Origin of the sequence: Hymenobacter sp. HDW8, from assembly GCF_011305775.1 — a bacterium.
Lineage (GTDB): Bacteria > Bacteroidota > Bacteroidia > Cytophagales > Hymenobacteraceae > Hymenobacter > Hymenobacter radiodurans.
The window spans coordinates 2,250,760-2,267,137 of the sequence record NZ_CP049907.1 but is presented as its reverse complement, the minus strand read 5'-3'; the positions used below and the strand labels follow the sequence as shown (position 1 = coordinate 2,267,137).

The following is a 16,378-nucleotide window of genomic DNA, read 5'->3' as shown; positions in this document are numbered from 1 at the left end:
TTCTCCGAGCCATCGGTCGCTTCACTTCAGGCGGTAAGTGCCCGATGTAGGAAAGTGGTCGGAGTAAGGAATTTCGTAGTGCACCTGAAATTCTTCTACTAGCCAGCGCGGGCCAGCAAACTGGTGGTCGATGCGCACGAAGGGCAGGCGGCCATTATAAGTAGAGCCCACGCCCGTACCGACGGTAGTCCAAGCATTTTGAAAATGGTCGGCGAGCTGATCGTAGGTGTAGCTGTACGGTACATCATTCAGGTCGGCGCAAAGCAAAATGGGGTAGCGGCACCGTTCAAAACGTCGCATGAGTGTATCGATCTGCACGCTGCGCGCAATGAGACCACGCTTGTAGCGGCGCAGCAATCCGCGGCCTTCCCGCTTCAGGCCTTCCCGGCTCGAATAGCTATCGACAATGGCTTTCTCCTCCATACTCATGCTTTGGAGGTGAAAGTTATACACCCGAATCGTGTCGCCGGCGGGCAGCCGGACGTCGGCAAACATGGCGTGATTCTGCGTGAGCTTGCCGAAGGAAATAGTGCCTCGCTTTACAATCGGAAAGCGCGAAAAGATGGCCAGACCAAACTCTGCCCCAATGCTATTGGTCAATGTTTTGGACACAAAAGCCCCCCGGCCGGCTTGCTGCCCAATTTTATCTACCGAACGGAATACCTGGCCGTCCTCCCGCGAACCGCGGGGCTCGTTGTAAAACTCCTGCAGACACAGCACATCGGCGGAGTTATCGGCCAGCCACTGGATCATCTTTTTAGAAGAGGCCAGATCAGGGTCGCGGAGCTGCGGGTACACGTTGAAGATGCGCACGTTGGCACTCAGCAGCCGCAACTGCCGATCAGCTTTGCCGGTAGGTGCCTGGGCCGTATGCAGCGGATGCAGCGCCACGCCTCGTTGAAAATGCGGCCAGGTTAGCAAGGCGGCCAGCAGGGGCAGCACCGCCACGCGCCAGTCGCGCAGAAACCAATAAACGACAGCAAGCAGATTCAGCGCCAGCGCCACGGGCAAGGTAAGAGCTCCAAACGACGCTGGCCAGAACGTATGAGCCGGAATCTGCACGCACCCAATGGCTATTAAAAGCCATAGCAAGACTAGCAGAGTGCACTTGAAAGCGAAGGAGCGACGCACGAATAGTTAACCCTTAATGACGGAGCCCCCAAAGGTAGCGCATGCACTGGGAAAGCCGCCGACACGCATCCGATATTAAGCAATGCACTGGGGGGCAAATTTCCGCTTCTGACCAGACTTGAACTAGCTGAACCAGCCTCAATAAATCGTAGCTTGCGCTATCCTTATTTAGCTGACAATATGCTGTATTCTACTGTTCGCTTACTTCTATCTACCGTTCTGCTTGCAGCTTCTGTCGTAGTGCCAGTGCAGGCCAAGCCTGTTGCATCGGCCCCAACTACCAAATCATTAGAGTTTGTAGAAAATCGGGGTCAGTGGGATGCCCGCGCGCACTATATGGCCGAGCTACCTGGCGGGCGACTGTTCCTCGAAAAAACAGGTTTCACCTACGCCTTCGCTGATCCTCAGGCCTTACGCCACCACCAGGAGCACACAGCCTCTGGCAGCGGACCTGCCTCGGAAAAACTGCGCGCCCACGCCTACCGCGTCACCTTTGAAGGCGGCAGTTCAGGCACCGTTCTTACTCCCGATGAGCCAACGGCCGGTTTTCGCAATTACTTTCTGGGTAACGATGCCAATCATTGGGCCTCCAAGGTGCGGGGCTTTCGGCAGGTTAACTATGGCAATGTGTACCCACGCATTAGTGCCAAAGTGTACGAGAATGCGGGGGGCAATTTGGAGTACGATTTCACCGTGCAGCCGGGCGGTAAGCCATCCAACATCCGTCTACGCTATACCGGCGCTGAACGCCTGAGTCTGGAAAATGGTCAACTCGTGGTGCAAACCAGCGTGGGTACCGTCACGGAGCAGACACCAAAAGCTTGGCAGGAGATAAACGGGCAGCGCATACCAGTGGCGTGTGCCTTTATGCTGGAGAAAAACGTAGTCAGCTTCCGATTGGGCACTTATGACTCCCGCCAACCTCTCATCATCGACCCCACAGTTATTTTCTCCTCTTTTACCGGCTCCACGGCCGATAACTGGGGCTACACAGCTACCTACGACGCGCAAGGCAACATGTACTCCGGCGGTATCGTGTTTGGGTTGGGCTATCCGGCTTCTCCGGGAGCGTTTAGCCAAAGCTTTGGCGGAGGAGTTGATGTCGCTATTATCAAATACAACACAAGTGCGCGCGGCAGTGCCGCCCGCTTGTATGCCACGTACCTGGGGGGTAATTTGATTGACGCTCCGCATAGCCTGGTGGTGAACAGTCAGAACGAGCTGATTATTCTGGGCTCCACGGGTTCCAGCAACTTCCCCGTTTCCCGCACCACGTTCGACGATTCCTTCAACGGCGGGCCCCGGGTTGATCCACAGGCCGGCGGACCAGGAATGAATTATGATGCGGGAGCCGACATATTTTTGGCCAAGCTCAATAGCACCGGTAGCACGCTGGTAGCTTCCACTTTTATCGGCGGAAGCGGCACAGACGGTATTATTCAAGGTAATACAGGCCTGACCCAAAACTATGGCGACGAATTTCGGGGTGATGTAATTACCGATACGGAAGGAAACGTGTACATCGCCTCTACCACAACGAGCACGAACTTTCCCGCCCGCAATAGTTTTCGCAATGCTCCCTTGGGGGGCAATTCTGATGCGGTTATCTTGAAGCTGTCCGCCGATTTTCGCACGGTGGTTTGGGCAAGCTACTTGGGAGGTTCCGGGGCCGATGGCGCCTATTCTATCCAGATAGACGACGACCGCAACGTATATGTAAGCGGCGGCACCACCAGTACGAACTTAGCGGGTACTAGCGGTCGATATCAGCCCCAGCTACGGGGTGGCGTCGATGGGTTTGTGGCGCGCATCAGCAGCGATGGCTTGGCTTTAACGCACGCTACCTACGTGGGCACTCCCGAAACGGACCAAACGTACTTCCTGCAATTAGACGCTGTTGCCAACATCTATATATTAGGTCAGACGCGGGGTAGTTTTCCCCGCACACCTGGTTTGTATGGTGTGGATAACGGCCGTCAGTTTGTGCAGAAGCTTGACAATACGCTCACCACGAGTTTGTACTCGACCACCTTTGGCAGCGGCCGTGCCGCCCCCGACTTATCGCTGACAGCTTTCTTAGTTGATGATTGCGAGCGTATCTACGTGAGTGGTTGGGGAGGTAGTACTAATTCCAACGGCGGTAATACGCAAGGCTTGCCTACTACCGCCGATGCCTCGCAGCGCACCACCGACGGCTCCGACTTCTACATCGTCCAGTTTACGCCTGGCATGAAGGCCATAGAATACGCCACTTTTTTTGGTCAGAATGGCGGCCGGGGCGAACACGTCGACGGCGGCACTTCCCGCTTCGATAAGCGCGGTGCCATCTACCAAGCCGTCTGCGGGGGCTGTGGAGGCAGTTCCGGCTTTCCCGTGCCACCGGGGGCCAATTATTACAGCACCACCAATAATGCAGGCAACTGCAATAACGCCGCGTTCAAAATTGACTTTGCGGCCCAGGTTGTAAATCCGGGGCCCAATCGTACGGTGTGCTACAACGCCGGGCCGCAACGCTTGGGCGGCACCCCAGCTGGTGGCATCTGGAGCGGCCCCGGTGTTACGGCCATTGCTGGTGGAGGGTATCAGTTTACCCCAAGTGCTTCCTTAGTGGGCCGCAATACGCTAACATATACTGTGAACACTACGGGCGTGTGCCTGAGTACCAAGCTGCTGCGGATGACGGTAACCCCCGAAGCGGCTATCACATTTGCCCCCCCGGCCATCGTGTGTAGCAATACCACAGCCGTGCCGCTCACCGCTACACCCGCCGGTGGCACCTTCAGCGGACGGGGTGTTACGGGCAGTACGTTCAACCCAAGCACGGCTGGCGTCGGTACCCATGTTCTAACTTATACGCTGGCAGATACGCTCGGCTGCGGCACCCTATCCCGCACCATTGTAGTGGATGCCCAGCCCACCGTATCTGCCGGCCGTGATACCACGCTTTGCTCTGATCAGACAAGGGCGTTCCGTCTTTTGCGTGCCTCACCGGCCGGGGGCGTCTGGAGTGGTACCGGGGTGACGGCCGATGGAATGTTCACCCCACCTAACACTAATAATCTGGGGGGCATTTTTAGCATCGACTATACTGTAACTGTAGGGGTTTGCAAAATCGTCTCTACTCGCAAAGTAATCATCGCGCCCACTTCATCCACCAATGTAAGCCTTAATACGCCTGAGTGCCAGGCGGCCCCCGAGTACACAGGCTTAGCACCCTTCACGATGCAATTTTCGCCCATATTGGCCGGTGGTAGCTTCAGCTGGGATTTCGGCGACGGTATGACTTCTAATGAGGAGTCGCCTAGCCATGTATATGAAAACCCCGGTACGTACCCCGTTCAGCTTACGGCCCGGTACGCGGGGTGCACTGTCGTCACGCAGTTTGCGGCCGTACGAGTAGGAAAGGTGCAAATGCCGAATATTTTCACGCCCAACAACGACAACCTAAACGATACATTTGCCCCCCGCATTAGCTGCAAGAACGCCCATCTGACGGTATTTACCCGCTGGGGTAGCAAAGTGTATGAAGCGGACAATTATCAGAATGACTGGGGCGGCGACAAGCTACCTGATGGTGTGTACTATTATCTGCTGCGCGACACAGAAGGCAAATCAGCGAAAGGCTGGGTGGAGATAAAACGCTAGGCTACTACCGCTCAAATCATGACATCGACGCAGCCTTGCATTCAGCCGAATATTGTACTATCTTTGCACCAGCAATGAAGTTAAAAAGAGGGGACGAGTCGTCCCCTCTTTCTTTTGTCACCTAGTTCAGTCTTTATGCACTTTGACCGTACCCAACTGCTCGAAATGCTCCAGGAAAGCTTATCTGGCCCGGAGTTATTCGTTGTGGGCCTTACTGTGTCCGACTCTGCCGTTCGTCCCAAGATTACGGCTATCCTGGACAGTGAGCAGGGTATGGGTATTGAAGAGTACGCTCGTGTAAGTCGCCGCTTGGCTCACCGCATCGACGAGGCATATGGCGAAGAAGCCAGTTATACTCTGGAAGTTACCTCCCCCGGGGCCGACCAGCCGCTAACTGATTCTCGCCAGTACACCCGTCACGTGGGCCGCAAGTTGCAGCTAAAACTCACGGATGGCACTGAGAAGATTGGTGCCCTCGAAGCGACTGAGACAGAAGGCATTCAACTGGCTGAGGAAATAAAAGAAAAGAGTAAAACGAAGACGCTGCCCACCGCATTTATCCCCTTCTCAACTATCGCGGAGGCTAGGGTCGTGATTTCATTTAAATAGGAATGCAGGTTTTCTTGAATGAAGCCTCTCACCCGGCTTTATTCAACTTCTGGGGGGCAAATTTCCAGCCCTAGCAACTGCTGCTTAACCGATAATATCTGCTTAAATTGTAACTGCTGCTTGCTTTTCGCATCTGCGCAATCTCTTTAAATCTGCAAAATCTGTGATTTATGAACAGCAACGTGCTAATTGAATCGTTCGCCGAGTTCGCCCGCTCCAAGAACATCGACCGTCCCACGATGATGAGCATTCTGGAGGACGTGTTTCGCACGATGATCCGGAAAAAGTACACGACTGACGAGAACTTCGACGTAATTCTAAACGTGGACCAAGGTGACTTGGAAATTTGGCGTAACCGCGAAATCGTGGACGACAACTCCGAGGATATTTGGGATTTTGATAAAATTCCGCTGACCGAAGCCCAGAAAATCGAAGCCGACTTTGAAGTAGGCGAGCAAGTAGCCGAAGAGGTGAAGCTTGAAGACTTTGGTCGCCGTGCGGTGCTCATGGCGCGTCAAACGTTGATTCAACGAGTAAAAGACTTAGAGCGCGACCATCTCTACCAGCAATACAAAGACCAGGTAGGCGAAATCGTGACCGGCGAAGTATATCAGGTTTGGAGCCGTGAGGCGCTTATCTTAGATAAAGAAGAAAACGAACTGGTACTGCCCAAGTCGGAGCAAATACCGAAAGACCGTTACCGCAAGGGTGACAACGTGCGTGCTGTAGTGCACCGCGTTGAAATTATCAATGGAACGCCCAAAATCATCTTGTCGCGGGCTGCACCAGCCTTTTTGGAGCGTTTGTTTGAGCAGGAAGTGCCCGAGATTTATGATGGTCTAATCACCATCAAAAATATTGTACGCGAACCCGGTGAGCGGGCAAAAGTTGCTGTAGAAAGCTACGACGACCGTATTGACCCGGTAGGTGCTTGCGTAGGTATGAAAGGTGCTCGTATTCATGCCGTTGTGCGTGAGTTAGAGAACGAGAATATTGACGTTATCAACTACACAGATAACTTAGAGCTATATATTCAGCGGGCATTATCGCCTGCTAAGATTGGCTCGATGAAAATCAATGAACAAACTGGTAGGGTTTCCGTGTTCTTAAAGCCCGACCAAGTGAGTTTGGCCATTGGCCGCGGCGGTGCCAACATCAAATTGGCTAGCCGTTTGGTAGGGATGGAAATTGATGTGTTCCGCGAAGCCGGTGACTACGACGAGGATATTGCTCTCGACGAGTTCCAGGACGAAGTAGAGCCTTGGATATTGGCTGAATTGAAAAAAATTGGCCTTGACACGGGCCGCGCCGTATTAGCCGTCAGCAAGGAAGATATCGTGCGCCGCACGGAACTGGAAGAGGAAACTGTTGAAGAACTCTTCCGCATCATCAAGCAAGAATTCGACGACAACGAAGAACAGGAAGAACAAGCAAATTCCGGCGACGCGCAATGAGTGCGCGGCGGCCGGTCCGGCAAGGGCGTTGAATTGTGCCAAGCGGCGCTATTCAACGCCGTTCGGCAAGATTTAATGTAGTACCTTTGCACCTCAATACGAGTATCGTTCGCGAGCACAGAATGGCGGAAGTAGCAACTAAACGGCTGAATCAGGCGGCCAAAGACCTGAACGTTGGATTGTCCACTATCGTGGATTTTCTGGCGGGGAAAGGGCACCAGATCGAGAACAAGCCAACGACCAAGCTAACGGCCGAGCAGGTTTCCCTGCTTGACAAGGCTTTTGAGTCGTCGGCCCAAGATAAGATCGAAGCTGCCAAGCTCAGCCAGGCCAAGCGCCAGAGCGAGATGGAGGCTTCTGCCCATGCCCGCCCCGAACCCGTGGCCCCTAAGGCCAATGGTACCTCTGCTGCGCCCGCCCCAGCCGAGGCACCTGTAAAGCCAGCCGAAGAAACCCGGCCAACCGCGCCGGCTCCTGCACCTGTGGTTGCAGAAGCCGCGCCTGCCCCGACTCCGGTTGCGACTCCCGCTCCAGCGCCCCCAGTCGACGCCCCAAAGGTGCCTGGCTTGAAGGTGTTAGGAAAAATAGAGCTAGATGCCAAAGGACGGCCTGTGCCTCCGCGGCCAGCCGCCGCTCCTACGCCTCCAACTCCTGCTCCTGCTGAGGCAGTAGCCGCGCCGGCCCCGGCTGTAGTTGCTACACCGGTTCCAGCTCCAGCACCAGAACCAACGCCCGCACCTGCGGCACCAAAAGAAGTTGTTGCGCCTGCGCCTGAACCAGTTCCTGTAGCCGAAGTAAAACCTGCGCCATCTCCAGCACCAGCTCCGCCAATTGAAGCTCCAGTTGCTGCAGCACCAGTGGCTGCGCCTCCGGCACCTGTTACTCCAGATGAGCCAGTGGTACCCACTGTTGAAGACAGTACAATCGTAGCTAAAGCCGATCAGCTGAAAGGTCTGACGGTACTAGGTAAGATTGAATTGCCTATGGATGCTTCACGCCGTGGTGGTCGAGGCGCCCGTCCTGTTGCCTCTTCGGATGTCCGCAAGAGTGGTATAAATCAAGATAATAAGAAAAAGCGCCAGCGCATTGCTATGCCCGGCTCACCTGCTACTCCTGGCCAAGGAGGTCAGGGCGGTCAAGGTGGACAGCAAGGCGGTGGTTACCAAGGCAACCGTCCGAATACGCCAGGCCAGCCGCGCCCAGCTGGTGGCCAAGGACAGGGTGGTCCTCGTCCCGGTGGTCCCGGTCCGCGTCCAGGTCAGCCAGGACAAAATCAAAATGTCCCCCGGCCTGCTCCCGTTGCTAATAACCCTGAGCAGAACGACAAGCAGATTCAGGAGCAGATCAAGGCTACGCTGGCGAAGCTCAGCGGCGGCCGTGGTGGCAACCAGAATAACCGCGCGAAGTATCGCCGTGATAAGCGTGCAGGGGTTGCGGAAGACCGCGAAGCCCAGCGCGCTCAGAACGAGTTGGATGCTAAAACGCTGAAAGTAACTGAGTTTATTTCGGCTAATGACCTTGCGTCTCTCATGGACGTGTCAGTAAACGAAGTAATCAAAGTATGCCTGAGCATGGGCATGTTCGTTTCCATTAACCAACGCCTCGACGCGGAAGCCATCACTGTAATTGCTGATGAATTTGGCTATGACGTGGAATTCCTATCGGCTGAGGAAGAGGAAACGGATGTTACCGTTGAAGACAACGCCGAGGACTTAGTACCTCGTGCGCCGATTGTTACCATCATGGGTCACGTTGACCACGGTAAGACGTCGCTGCTGGACTATATCCGAAATGCGACTGTAGCCAAAGGCGAAGCAGGTGGTATTACCCAGCACATTGGTGCTTATGATGTAATGACTGCCTCTAATAAGCGTGTTACCTTCTTGGATACGCCGGGTCACGAAGCCTTTACGGCCATGCGTGCCCGTGGTGCAAAGATCACGGACATTGCCATTATCGTAATTGCGGCCGACGACTCCGTGATGCCGCAAACACGAGAGGCTATCAATCACGCGCAAGCTGCTGGAGTGCCGATCGTTATTGCGATGAACAAGATTGACAAGCCAGGCGCTAACTCCGAGAAAATTCGGGAAGAGCTGTCGGCCATGAACATCTTGGTAGAAGAATGGGGTGGCAAATACCAGTCACAGGAGGTATCAGCTAAGTCGGGTCTCGGCGTAGAAGATTTGCTGGAGAAGGTATTGCTGGAAGCCGAACTATTGGAGCTGAAAGCCAACCCTGACCGCAATGCAGTTGGTACTGTGATTGAAGCTATGCTGGATAAAGGCCGTGGCTACGTAACCACAGTGCTGGTGCAAACTGGTACGCTGCACGTTGGCGACGTTGTGCTGGCTGGTCCGCACTACGGCCGCGTAAAGGCTATGACCGATCACCGCGGTAAGAAAATGAAGTCAGCTGGTCCGGCCACGCCGGTGCAGGTACTTGGTCTGACCGGTGCTCCGCAGGCTGGTGATAAGATTCAGGTGATGGAGACCGAGCGCGAAGCTCGTGAACTTGCTACCCAGCGTCAGCAGCTCTCGCGTGAGCAGAGCATGCGCACCAAGAAGCATATTACCCTCGACGAGATTGGTCGCCGTTTGGCTATCGGTTCGTTTAAGGAGCTGAACGTGATTGTAAAAGGTGACGTGGACGGTTCGGTAGAAGCACTGTCGGATTCGCTGTTGAAGCTCTCTACTCCTGAGGTGAAGGTGAATATCCTTGCCAAAGGTGTGGGAGCCATTTCCGAATCGGACGTACTATTGGCTTCAGCTTCCGACGCCATCATCATTGGCTTCCAGGTTCGTCCTTCGCAAAGTGCCCGTAAATTGGCCGAGCAAGAGCAGATCGATATCCGTCTGTACTCGATTATCTACAATGCTATCAATGAGGTAAAAGATGCCATGGAAGGCATGTTGGCCCCATCGGTGCAGGAGATAGTGGTAGCCAATGCCGAGGTTCGTCAGGTATTCAACATTACCAAAGTAGGCTCTATTGCCGGCTGTATGGTGACGGAGGGTACCTTCACTCGCAGAACCCGAGTACGCGTCGTACGCGATGGTATCGTGGTGTACGCTGGCGAAATTCAGGACCTCAAGCGTTACAAAGACGATGTGTCGGAAGTGCGCCAAGGTTATGAGTGCGGTATTTCGGTGAAGAACTTCAATGATCTGCGTGAAGGCGACAACATCGAAGGATTTGAGGAAAAAGAAGTAAAGCGGACGCTGTAAAAAATAGTGGACAGAATATACGTCAACAAAAAGCCCCCTAACATACCGTTGGGGGCTTTTTGCGTTTAGCCAAAAGCCTCAACGCTCGTCGCAGAATCACGTAGCTTTGCGGCAGATTACTTTACTTATCGGCTGGCGCCACTCTGCCAACTGCCCTTACTACTCTATGAGAGCTTTTTCGCTTCTACTGTGCCTTACGCTCTGGCTGAGCTTGACATCCCTAACCTTGGCCCAAACCGCTAGGCGGCCCGCAGCCAAGCCAGCAACCAATAAACCGGCTTCAAAGCCAGTGCCATCAACTGCGGAAACATCCGCTGATGACGAAATTCCGCCCCTTGATACTCGCTTCCCGGAGTTATTTACGCCCGAGAGTACGCCCACCTTTCGCAAAGGCTATTCTATTGTAAACTTGGGAGTTGGGCTGCTGAGTCCGAATAATGGCTATGATTTATTTGGTAGCCTGAAGAGCTCACCGGCAATCACGCTGTCTTATGAGCGGGGCGTGGTAGAGGGCATCGGGCCGGGCACTATTGGTCTGGGGGCATTATTGGCTACAAAGGCTACCGCTACGACTTTCCCAACACCGACGCAGACGCCACCTGGACCGACATCGTCTTAATGGGGCGTGGTACTTATCACTACAATTTCACCACCAACCCTCAACTTGATACGTATGGCGGGATTAGCTTAGGCGTACGGGCTAACTTCTATAAAAACGAGGTTTCCCCTGATCGTGACCGGTACACTGGCGACGGCTTGCACTTAGCATATGGACTGTTTGCTGGAGCGCGCTACTATCTTACCGAGCGGTTTGGGGCTTTTGGAGAAGTAGGCTACGATATGTCTTACCTGAAGCTGGGGCTCACTTATCGATTTCAGTAAGTCAATATCAATAAGTCGATAAAAAAGCCCCCAGATTTACTCTGGGGGGCTTTTTTATTAGATAAAAGCTAAAGAGGCTAAAAAAATAGGAATCCCTTGCGCTTCTTATGTTTCAGCGGCTTGCCTTTGGGGTCGATACCGGGCGCGGCCCGCGACAGGCCGCGCTTCTGCTTGGCCGTTCCAATGCGCTTGTCTTTGAATTTCTTGACCGTGAAGCCACCCGTACCTTTGTCATACTGACGAGCCGGACCAGTGCCGCGGCCGAAGCTAGTGTTAGCCGTGCTGCCTCCGGAGCGGGCCTCCAGAATCTCCAGTTGCTGATCACGCTTCGCGTCATCAGGATTCATATTCATGCGGCGCTGCATGCGCGCTACGTCAGCTGACCCGTCCTTCGATTTCTGCTTACGAGGCTTTGCTCCGGCCTCTTGATCGGGTGCCGGGGGAGTAACCTGAGCGTAAGCAGGCGCAATGAACAGACCGGAAAGTGCCAGCACTGCGCCAGCCAGGAAGTTTTTCATGCAAAAAGGTAAGAGAGGAATAGCTACTAAACGACTGATGGGCAACTTTCGTACCCGACCCGGCAACGGGGGCTGTGTAAAGTTAGTTTCAAACGCCAGAAACTTGTAAGCGAAGCTACTAGCCTGCATTTCGTTGCATTAGTTGAGTTTCTCCAAGCAGCAAAAGTTGCCGTACAAAACCGTGGTACGAAAAAGCCCCCCAGCATAAGATTGTCTCTGCACTGGGGGCTTTTTCGTACCACGATGAGTAGTCTGGATTAGGAACGACGCAAGGAGTCGCGAATTTCCATGAGCAGCGCTTGATCTTTTGTTGGGCCAGGTTCTACGGCTACCACCTCCGTGGGCTGACGGAACCGATTCGCAACGCGCACAATCAAGAAAACGCAGAAGGCAATAATGAAGAAGTAAATGACTGCGTTCAAAAACAATCCAAAGTTCAGCGTCGCGGCACCTGCTTCTTTCGCGGCTTCAATGGTAGCGTACGACTTGCCATCAAGCGCTACAAACCAGTTTTTGAAGTCGACGCCGCCCGTAGCCAACCCCAGTATAGGCATGAGAATGTCTTCCGTTAAAGAAGTGACAATTTTGCCGAAAGCCGCGCCGATAATGACGCCTACAGCCAGGTCGAGTACATTTCCTTTGGCTATAAATTCCTTGAATTCAGAAATTACGCTCATAGATGAATAGTTAAGTGAGAAAGGTTTGAATAAATATATAAGTATTTATTTAAATCAGCTCGACAGTTCCTGTCAGCAGACATAATAGTGTCCGATACCAGAAAATAGGCCCCCAGCGGTTTTGCTTTATCTTTGCGGCCATTCTGTTTTGCCCTGCTTCACCACCATGACTACTTTCGACAACCTACTTCTCGACCTCGATGTCGCCTCGGGTATTCTGACCATTACCCTAAACAGGCCCACCAAACTCAACGCTTTGAATAGTGCCACCATCAGCGATATTCATGGCGCCATGCAGCAGGCCCTGGATGATGAGCAGGTGCGCGGAATTATTCTGACGGGTAGTGGCGAAAAGGCATTTGTGGCAGGCGCTGATATTGCTGAGTTGGCGGGACTAAATGAGATTAGTGGTCGTCGCTTCGCTGAGCAGGGGCAAGATGCTTTTGCTCTGATTGAGGACAGTACGAAGCCCGTTGTTGCCGCAGTCAATGGCTTTGCTTTGGGCGGCGGTGCTGAACTGGCGATGGCCTGCCACCTGCGGGTTGCGAGCGAAAATGCTCGCTTTGGCCAGCCTGAGGTGAACCTAGGCTTAATTCCGGGCTACGGGGGTACCCAGCGCTTGGCGCAACTTGTGGGTAAAGGAAAGGCCCTGGAAATGATGCTCACCGGTGACCCTATCAAAGCCGATGAAGCCCTGCGCTTTGGTTTGGTGAATCATGTAGTGCCGCAGGCCGAACTGTTGGGCTTTTGCCAGCTGCTACTTATGCGCATCCTTAGCAAAGCTCCTTTAGCGGTAGGCTTGGTCATCGACTGCGTGAATGCTTTTTACGACTCCGAGCGCCACGGCTATCAGACAGAGGCCAACGCCTTCAGCCGGTGCTGCGGCTCCGACGACTTCCGCGAGGGCACTAGCGCTTTCCTCGATAAGCGCCCGGCCGCTTTTACGGGAAACTAAGCTAACATGAGCGTCGCCAAAAAGCTGGCCAGCCAAACGGCTGTGTACGGCCTGAGCAGCATATTGGGGCGGGCGCTTACGTTCGCTCTAGTGCCGCTGTACACCGCTCGATTTGTGCCCGGCGAGTACGGTATTGTTACGGATCTGTATGCCTACGTGGCCTTCCTGAATATCGTATTCACCTACGGTATGGAAACGGCGTATTTTCGTTTCGCCAATCGTCCGGGTACCGACCGCCGCCACTTGTATAGCCAAGTAATGAGCATGCTACTTGTTAGTAGCCTGTTGCTCAGCGGATTTCTGGTGCTACTATCAGGGCCGTTAGCCGACGCGCTCCGCTACCCCGATCGTGCCACTTATATCGTGTGGCTTGCCTTGGTGCTGGGCCTTGATGCAATAGTGGCCGTGCCATTTGCCCGTCTGCGGCTGGAAAACAAAGCCAAGAAGTTTGCTGCCATTCGCTTCACCAATACTTTGGTGAATGTGGGCTTGTCGCTATTTTTTATCGTTTTCTGCCGCGATGTGTACGAAGGGCGCATGCTTCCAGAGCTACGACCTTTGGTGGAGCGCATTTACAATCCTGAGCTGGGAGTAGGGTATATCTTTCTAATCAACTTGATAGCCAACGCCTTGTACGTTCCCTTGCTCTGGCGTGAGCTGCTGGACTTCCGCTTCCGCCTGAATCTGGCGCCGTTGCGGCCCATGCTGCAATATGCCTACCCGCTTATGCTGATGGGTTTGGCTGGTATGGTAAACGAGGTAATCGACCGGATTCTGCTCAAATACTGGCTCCCCGGAGGCTTTTACCCTGGCCAAAGCAACCTGACCGCTGTGGGGATTTATGGCGCTTGCTATAAGCTGGCCATCTTTATGTCGCTGGTTATTCAAGCTTTCCGATACGCGGCCGAGCCTTTCTTCTTTTCCCAAGCTGCCGATAAGAATTCACCAGCTACGTTTGCTGTCGTTCTAAAGTGGTTTACGCTCTGCTGCGCCGTTATTTTCGTGGTTATCAGCGTTTTTATTGAAGACTTTGGCTTATTACTGCGCAGCCCTGAGTACCGAACGGGCTTAGCAGTAGTGCCGGTTTTGCTGCTGGCGAACTTGTTTCTGGGAGTGTATTATAACTTATCCGTCTGGTTTAAGCTCACCGATAGAACCTACTTCGGTACCTATATCAGCGTTGGTGGGGCCATACTCACTGTTGTGCTCAACCTGCTCCTCATTCCAATACTGGGTTATATGGGCAGTGCCCTTGCCACGCTGGCTTGCTACTTTATGATGGCCGCTATCTGCTGGTGGCTGGGCAACCGCTACTTTCCTATTCCTTATCCGGTGCTCCGTATCAGCGCGTGGCTACTAGTGGCTGTTGGGTTGGTTACCGCCACGTGGTTTATCAATATTGAAAACTACTGGCTACGACACGCTTTTCATTTGTTGGTGTGCCTAAGCTTTGTGGGGGGCATTTTCTTAGTGGAGCGCGCCGACCTGACGCGTAAGCCCCGACCCCAGGTTAAGCAGGCGTAGCGCAACATCCAGAAATCAGAAAAAGCCCCCCAGGCGCAACCCTGACTCTCAGACCATCGCTCTCAGACTTCACTTTTAATAGCGAGCACCTTATATTCGTTTGTCTGTCACTTATTCCCTAGTAATCATTCAATCTGCCATTCGGTCTATATTTGTCGCATGCTGATTCCTGTTATTAATCGCTCTACGCACCCGCTACCGGCCTATCAGACTGCTCATGCTGCGGGTATGGACGTGCGCGCTTATCTCTCAGAACCCATTACCCTGCGCCCCTTGCAACGTGCGCTCATTCCAACGGGGCTTTTCATGGAAATTCCGGTGGGCTACGAGGTGCAGGTGCGCCCCCGCAGTGGCTTGGCGTTCAAACACGGTATTGGCATCGTCAATAGTCCCGGCACCATCGATGCTGACTACCGCGGTGAGCTGAAAGTGTTGCTGGTCAACCTCTCAGATGAGGAGTTTGTGGTACAGGACGGCGAACGCATTGCGCAATTAGTGGTAGCACGCCACGAAACTGCCATTTGGCAGGAAGCCGATACGCTAAGCGAAACCACGCGCGGAACAGGTGGCTACGGTAGCACTGGCGTTCATTAGAACGAACGGCACGAACGTTAACCACCTATAGAAGCAACCCAACTACAGTATTTCAGTTAGTATACATTCCGATCAACTCAAACCAGCAACCACAAACTCCCTACTTCATGAAAATCATCGTCCCGATGGCCGGCATGGGCAAGCGCATGCGCCCCCACACTCTCACCGTTCCAAAGCCTCTCATTCCGATTGCAGGCAAGCCCATCGTACAGCGCCTCGTGGAGGACATAGCGAAAGTGTGTGGGGAGCAAGTTGACGAGGTGGCATTTATCATCGGGCGCTTTGGTGAGACGGTAGAGAAAAGCCTGGTTAAAATCGCCGAGTCAGTTGGGGCCAAAGGGTCTATTTATTATCAGGATGAGCCGCTGGGCACCGCTCACGCTATTCTGTGCGCCAAAGATTCGCTCAGCGGACCATTGGTGGTGGCTTTTGCCGACACGCTATTTAAGGCTGACTTTACTCTCGATAGCTCCGCTGCGGGCACCATCTGGGTGCAGCGCGTCGATGATCCCAAGCCTTTCGGCGTGGTGAAACTGGACGATCAGGGGCAGATCACGGACTTCGTAGAAAAGCCCACCGAGTTTGTATCAGACCTAGCCATTATTGGCATCTACTACTTTCAAGACGGCGACTATCTGCGCGATGAGCTACAGTATTTGCTCGACAATGATATCAAGGACAAAGGGGAATATCAATTAACCAATGCCCTCGAAAATATGAAGAATAAGGGTACCACGTTTGTGCCTGGCCGCGTAACTGAGTGGCTCGATTGCGGCAACAAGGACGCCACGGTGTTTACCAACCAGCGCTATCTTGAGTATCTGCAGGAGCGCGGCGAAAACTTAGTATCTGCATCAGCTACACTTACCAATTCTATTGTCATTCCGCCAGTGTATATTGGTGAGAATGTGAAAATTACTGATTCGGTGGTTGGTCCGCATGTATCGTTGGGCAACAATTCTAATGTGCGTCAGGCCGTTGTTTCTAACTCCATTGTGCAGGAATCGGCCACCGTATTGAACACCAATGTGACCAATTCTATGATTGGTAATCATGCTACCGTCACTGGTGTGCCTCATGATTTGAGTCTTGGCGACTATAACACACTGCGTGTGTGACATTTTTCGCCTCTCGGACGTTAGCAGTAGCGCGGACTCATGTT

13 protein-coding genes are annotated in these 16,378 nt (G+C 53.4%); 10 read left to right on the top strand and 3 right to left on the bottom strand.

All coding sequences use genetic code 11. The features are described from left to right. Nucleotides 1-21 precede the first annotated feature (21 nt). Nucleotides 22-1,092, bottom strand: a complete 1,071-nt coding sequence (locus G7064_RS09455; protein ID WP_166073372.1) for an endonuclease/exonuclease/phosphatase family protein — start codon at nt 1,090-1,092, stop codon at nt 22-24. A gap of 219 nt (nt 1,093-1,311) precedes the next feature. Between G7064_RS09455 and G7064_RS09450 the strand changes: the two genes are divergently transcribed. The 6 genes from G7064_RS09450 to G7064_RS09425 all read left to right on the top strand — a co-directional run bounded on the left by G7064_RS09450 (nt 1,312) and on the right by G7064_RS09425 (nt 10,948). Beyond that, nucleotides 1,312-4,776: a gliding motility-associated C-terminal domain-containing protein gene (locus G7064_RS09450; protein ID WP_166073370.1), complete on the top strand. Its 3,465-nt coding sequence runs from the start codon at nt 1,312-1,314 to the stop codon at nt 4,774-4,776. Nucleotides 4,777-4,911: 135 nt separating this feature from the next. Continuing rightward, complete coding sequence (rimP, locus tag G7064_RS09445; RefSeq protein WP_240935845.1) at nt 4,912-5,385, top strand: ribosome maturation factor RimP; 474 nt, start codon at nt 4,912-4,914, stop codon at nt 5,383-5,385. A gap of 170 nt (nt 5,386-5,555) precedes the next feature. After that, nucleotides 5,556-6,839 carry a transcription termination factor NusA gene (nusA, locus tag G7064_RS09440; RefSeq protein WP_166073369.1) on the top strand — a complete coding sequence of 428 codons (1,284 nt, stop codon included), beginning with the start codon at nt 5,556-5,558 and terminating at the stop codon, nt 6,837-6,839. 122 nt (nt 6,840-6,961) lie between these two features. Beyond that, entirely contained in the window at nt 6,962-10,066 is a 3,105-nt protein-coding gene (gene infB, locus G7064_RS09435) for a translation initiation factor IF-2 (protein WP_166073368.1), read from the top strand. Between the two features lie 166 nt (nt 10,067-10,232). Further along, a complete protein-coding gene (locus G7064_RS09430) occupies nt 10,233-10,685 on the top strand; it encodes a hypothetical protein (protein WP_166073367.1) in 453 nt (150 codons plus the stop codon). Beyond that, nucleotides 10,685-10,948, top strand: coding sequence for a hypothetical protein (locus G7064_RS09425; protein WP_166073366.1), 264 nt, complete (start codon nt 10,685-10,687; stop codon nt 10,946-10,948). The genes G7064_RS09430 and G7064_RS09425 overlap by 1 nt, the downstream gene beginning before the upstream one ends. Before the next feature lie 77 nt (nt 10,949-11,025). Here G7064_RS09425 and G7064_RS09420 read toward each other — a convergent pair whose 3' ends face one another. Then, nucleotides 11,026-11,466, bottom strand: a complete 441-nt coding sequence (locus G7064_RS09420; RefSeq protein WP_166073364.1) for a hypothetical protein — start codon at nt 11,464-11,466, stop codon at nt 11,026-11,028. Nucleotides 11,467-11,723: 257 nt separating this feature from the next. Further along, on the bottom strand, nt 11,724-12,143 hold the full coding sequence (mscL, locus tag G7064_RS09415) for a large conductance mechanosensitive channel protein MscL (protein ID WP_133271575.1): 420 nt from the start codon (nt 12,141-12,143) through the stop codon (nt 11,724-11,726). A 166-nt stretch (nt 12,144-12,309) separates the two neighbouring features. Between mscL and G7064_RS09410 the strand changes: the two genes are divergently transcribed. The 4 genes from G7064_RS09410 to G7064_RS09395 all read left to right on the top strand — a co-directional run bounded on the left by G7064_RS09410 (nt 12,310) and on the right by G7064_RS09395 (nt 16,334). Beyond that, the gene (locus tag G7064_RS09410) at nt 12,310-13,098 is read left to right on the top strand and encodes an enoyl-CoA hydratase/isomerase family protein (RefSeq protein WP_166073363.1); all 789 of its coding nucleotides are present in this window, start codon (nt 12,310-12,312) and stop codon (nt 13,096-13,098) included. A gap of 6 nt (nt 13,099-13,104) precedes the next feature. After that, complete coding sequence (locus tag G7064_RS09405) at nt 13,105-14,622, top strand: lipopolysaccharide biosynthesis protein (protein WP_166073362.1); 1,518 nt, start codon at nt 13,105-13,107, stop codon at nt 14,620-14,622. A 159-nt stretch (nt 14,623-14,781) separates the two neighbouring features. Further along, on the top strand, nt 14,782-15,216 hold the full coding sequence (gene dut, locus G7064_RS09400; RefSeq protein WP_133271578.1) for a dUTP diphosphatase: 435 nt from the start codon (nt 14,782-14,784) through the stop codon (nt 15,214-15,216). A 107-nt stretch (nt 15,217-15,323) separates the two neighbouring features. Beyond that, the gene (locus tag G7064_RS09395) at nt 15,324-16,334 is read left to right on the top strand and encodes a sugar phosphate nucleotidyltransferase (protein ID WP_133271579.1); all 1,011 of its coding nucleotides are present in this window, start codon (nt 15,324-15,326) and stop codon (nt 16,332-16,334) included. Nucleotides 16,335-16,378 lie beyond the last annotated feature (44 nt).

What these genes read in the sequence shown, in the direction of transcription:
- nusA (WP_166073369.1), top strand. Translation starts at nt 5,556, where the DNA reads ATGAACAGCAACGTGCTAATTGAATCGTTCGCCGAGTTCGCCCGCTCC.
- dut (WP_133271578.1), top strand. Translation starts at nt 14,782, where the DNA reads ATGCTGATTCCTGTTATTAATCGCTCTACGCACCCGCTACCGGCCTAT.
- G7064_RS09420 (WP_166073364.1), bottom strand. Translation starts at nt 11,466, where the DNA reads ATGAAAAACTTCCTGGCTGGCGCAGTGCTGGCACTTTCCGGTCTGTTC.
- G7064_RS09395 (WP_133271579.1), top strand. Translation starts at nt 15,324, where the DNA reads ATGAAAATCATCGTCCCGATGGCCGGCATGGGCAAGCGCATGCGCCCC.
- G7064_RS09430 (WP_166073367.1), top strand. Translation starts at nt 10,233, where the DNA reads ATGAGAGCTTTTTCGCTTCTACTGTGCCTTACGCTCTGGCTGAGCTTG.
- G7064_RS09410 (WP_166073363.1), top strand. Translation starts at nt 12,310, where the DNA reads ATGACTACTTTCGACAACCTACTTCTCGACCTCGATGTCGCCTCGGGT.
- G7064_RS09425 (WP_166073366.1), top strand. Translation starts at nt 10,685, where the DNA reads ATGGGGCGTGGTACTTATCACTACAATTTCACCACCAACCCTCAACTT.
- G7064_RS09450 (WP_166073370.1), top strand. Translation starts at nt 1,312, where the DNA reads ATGCTGTATTCTACTGTTCGCTTACTTCTATCTACCGTTCTGCTTGCA.
- infB (WP_166073368.1), top strand. Translation starts at nt 6,962, where the DNA reads ATGGCGGAAGTAGCAACTAAACGGCTGAATCAGGCGGCCAAAGACCTG.
- rimP (WP_240935845.1), top strand. Translation starts at nt 4,912, where the DNA reads ATGCACTTTGACCGTACCCAACTGCTCGAAATGCTCCAGGAAAGCTTA.
- G7064_RS09405 (WP_166073362.1), top strand. Translation starts at nt 13,105, where the DNA reads ATGAGCGTCGCCAAAAAGCTGGCCAGCCAAACGGCTGTGTACGGCCTG.
- mscL (WP_133271575.1), bottom strand. Translation starts at nt 12,143, where the DNA reads ATGAGCGTAATTTCTGAATTCAAGGAATTTATAGCCAAAGGAAATGTA.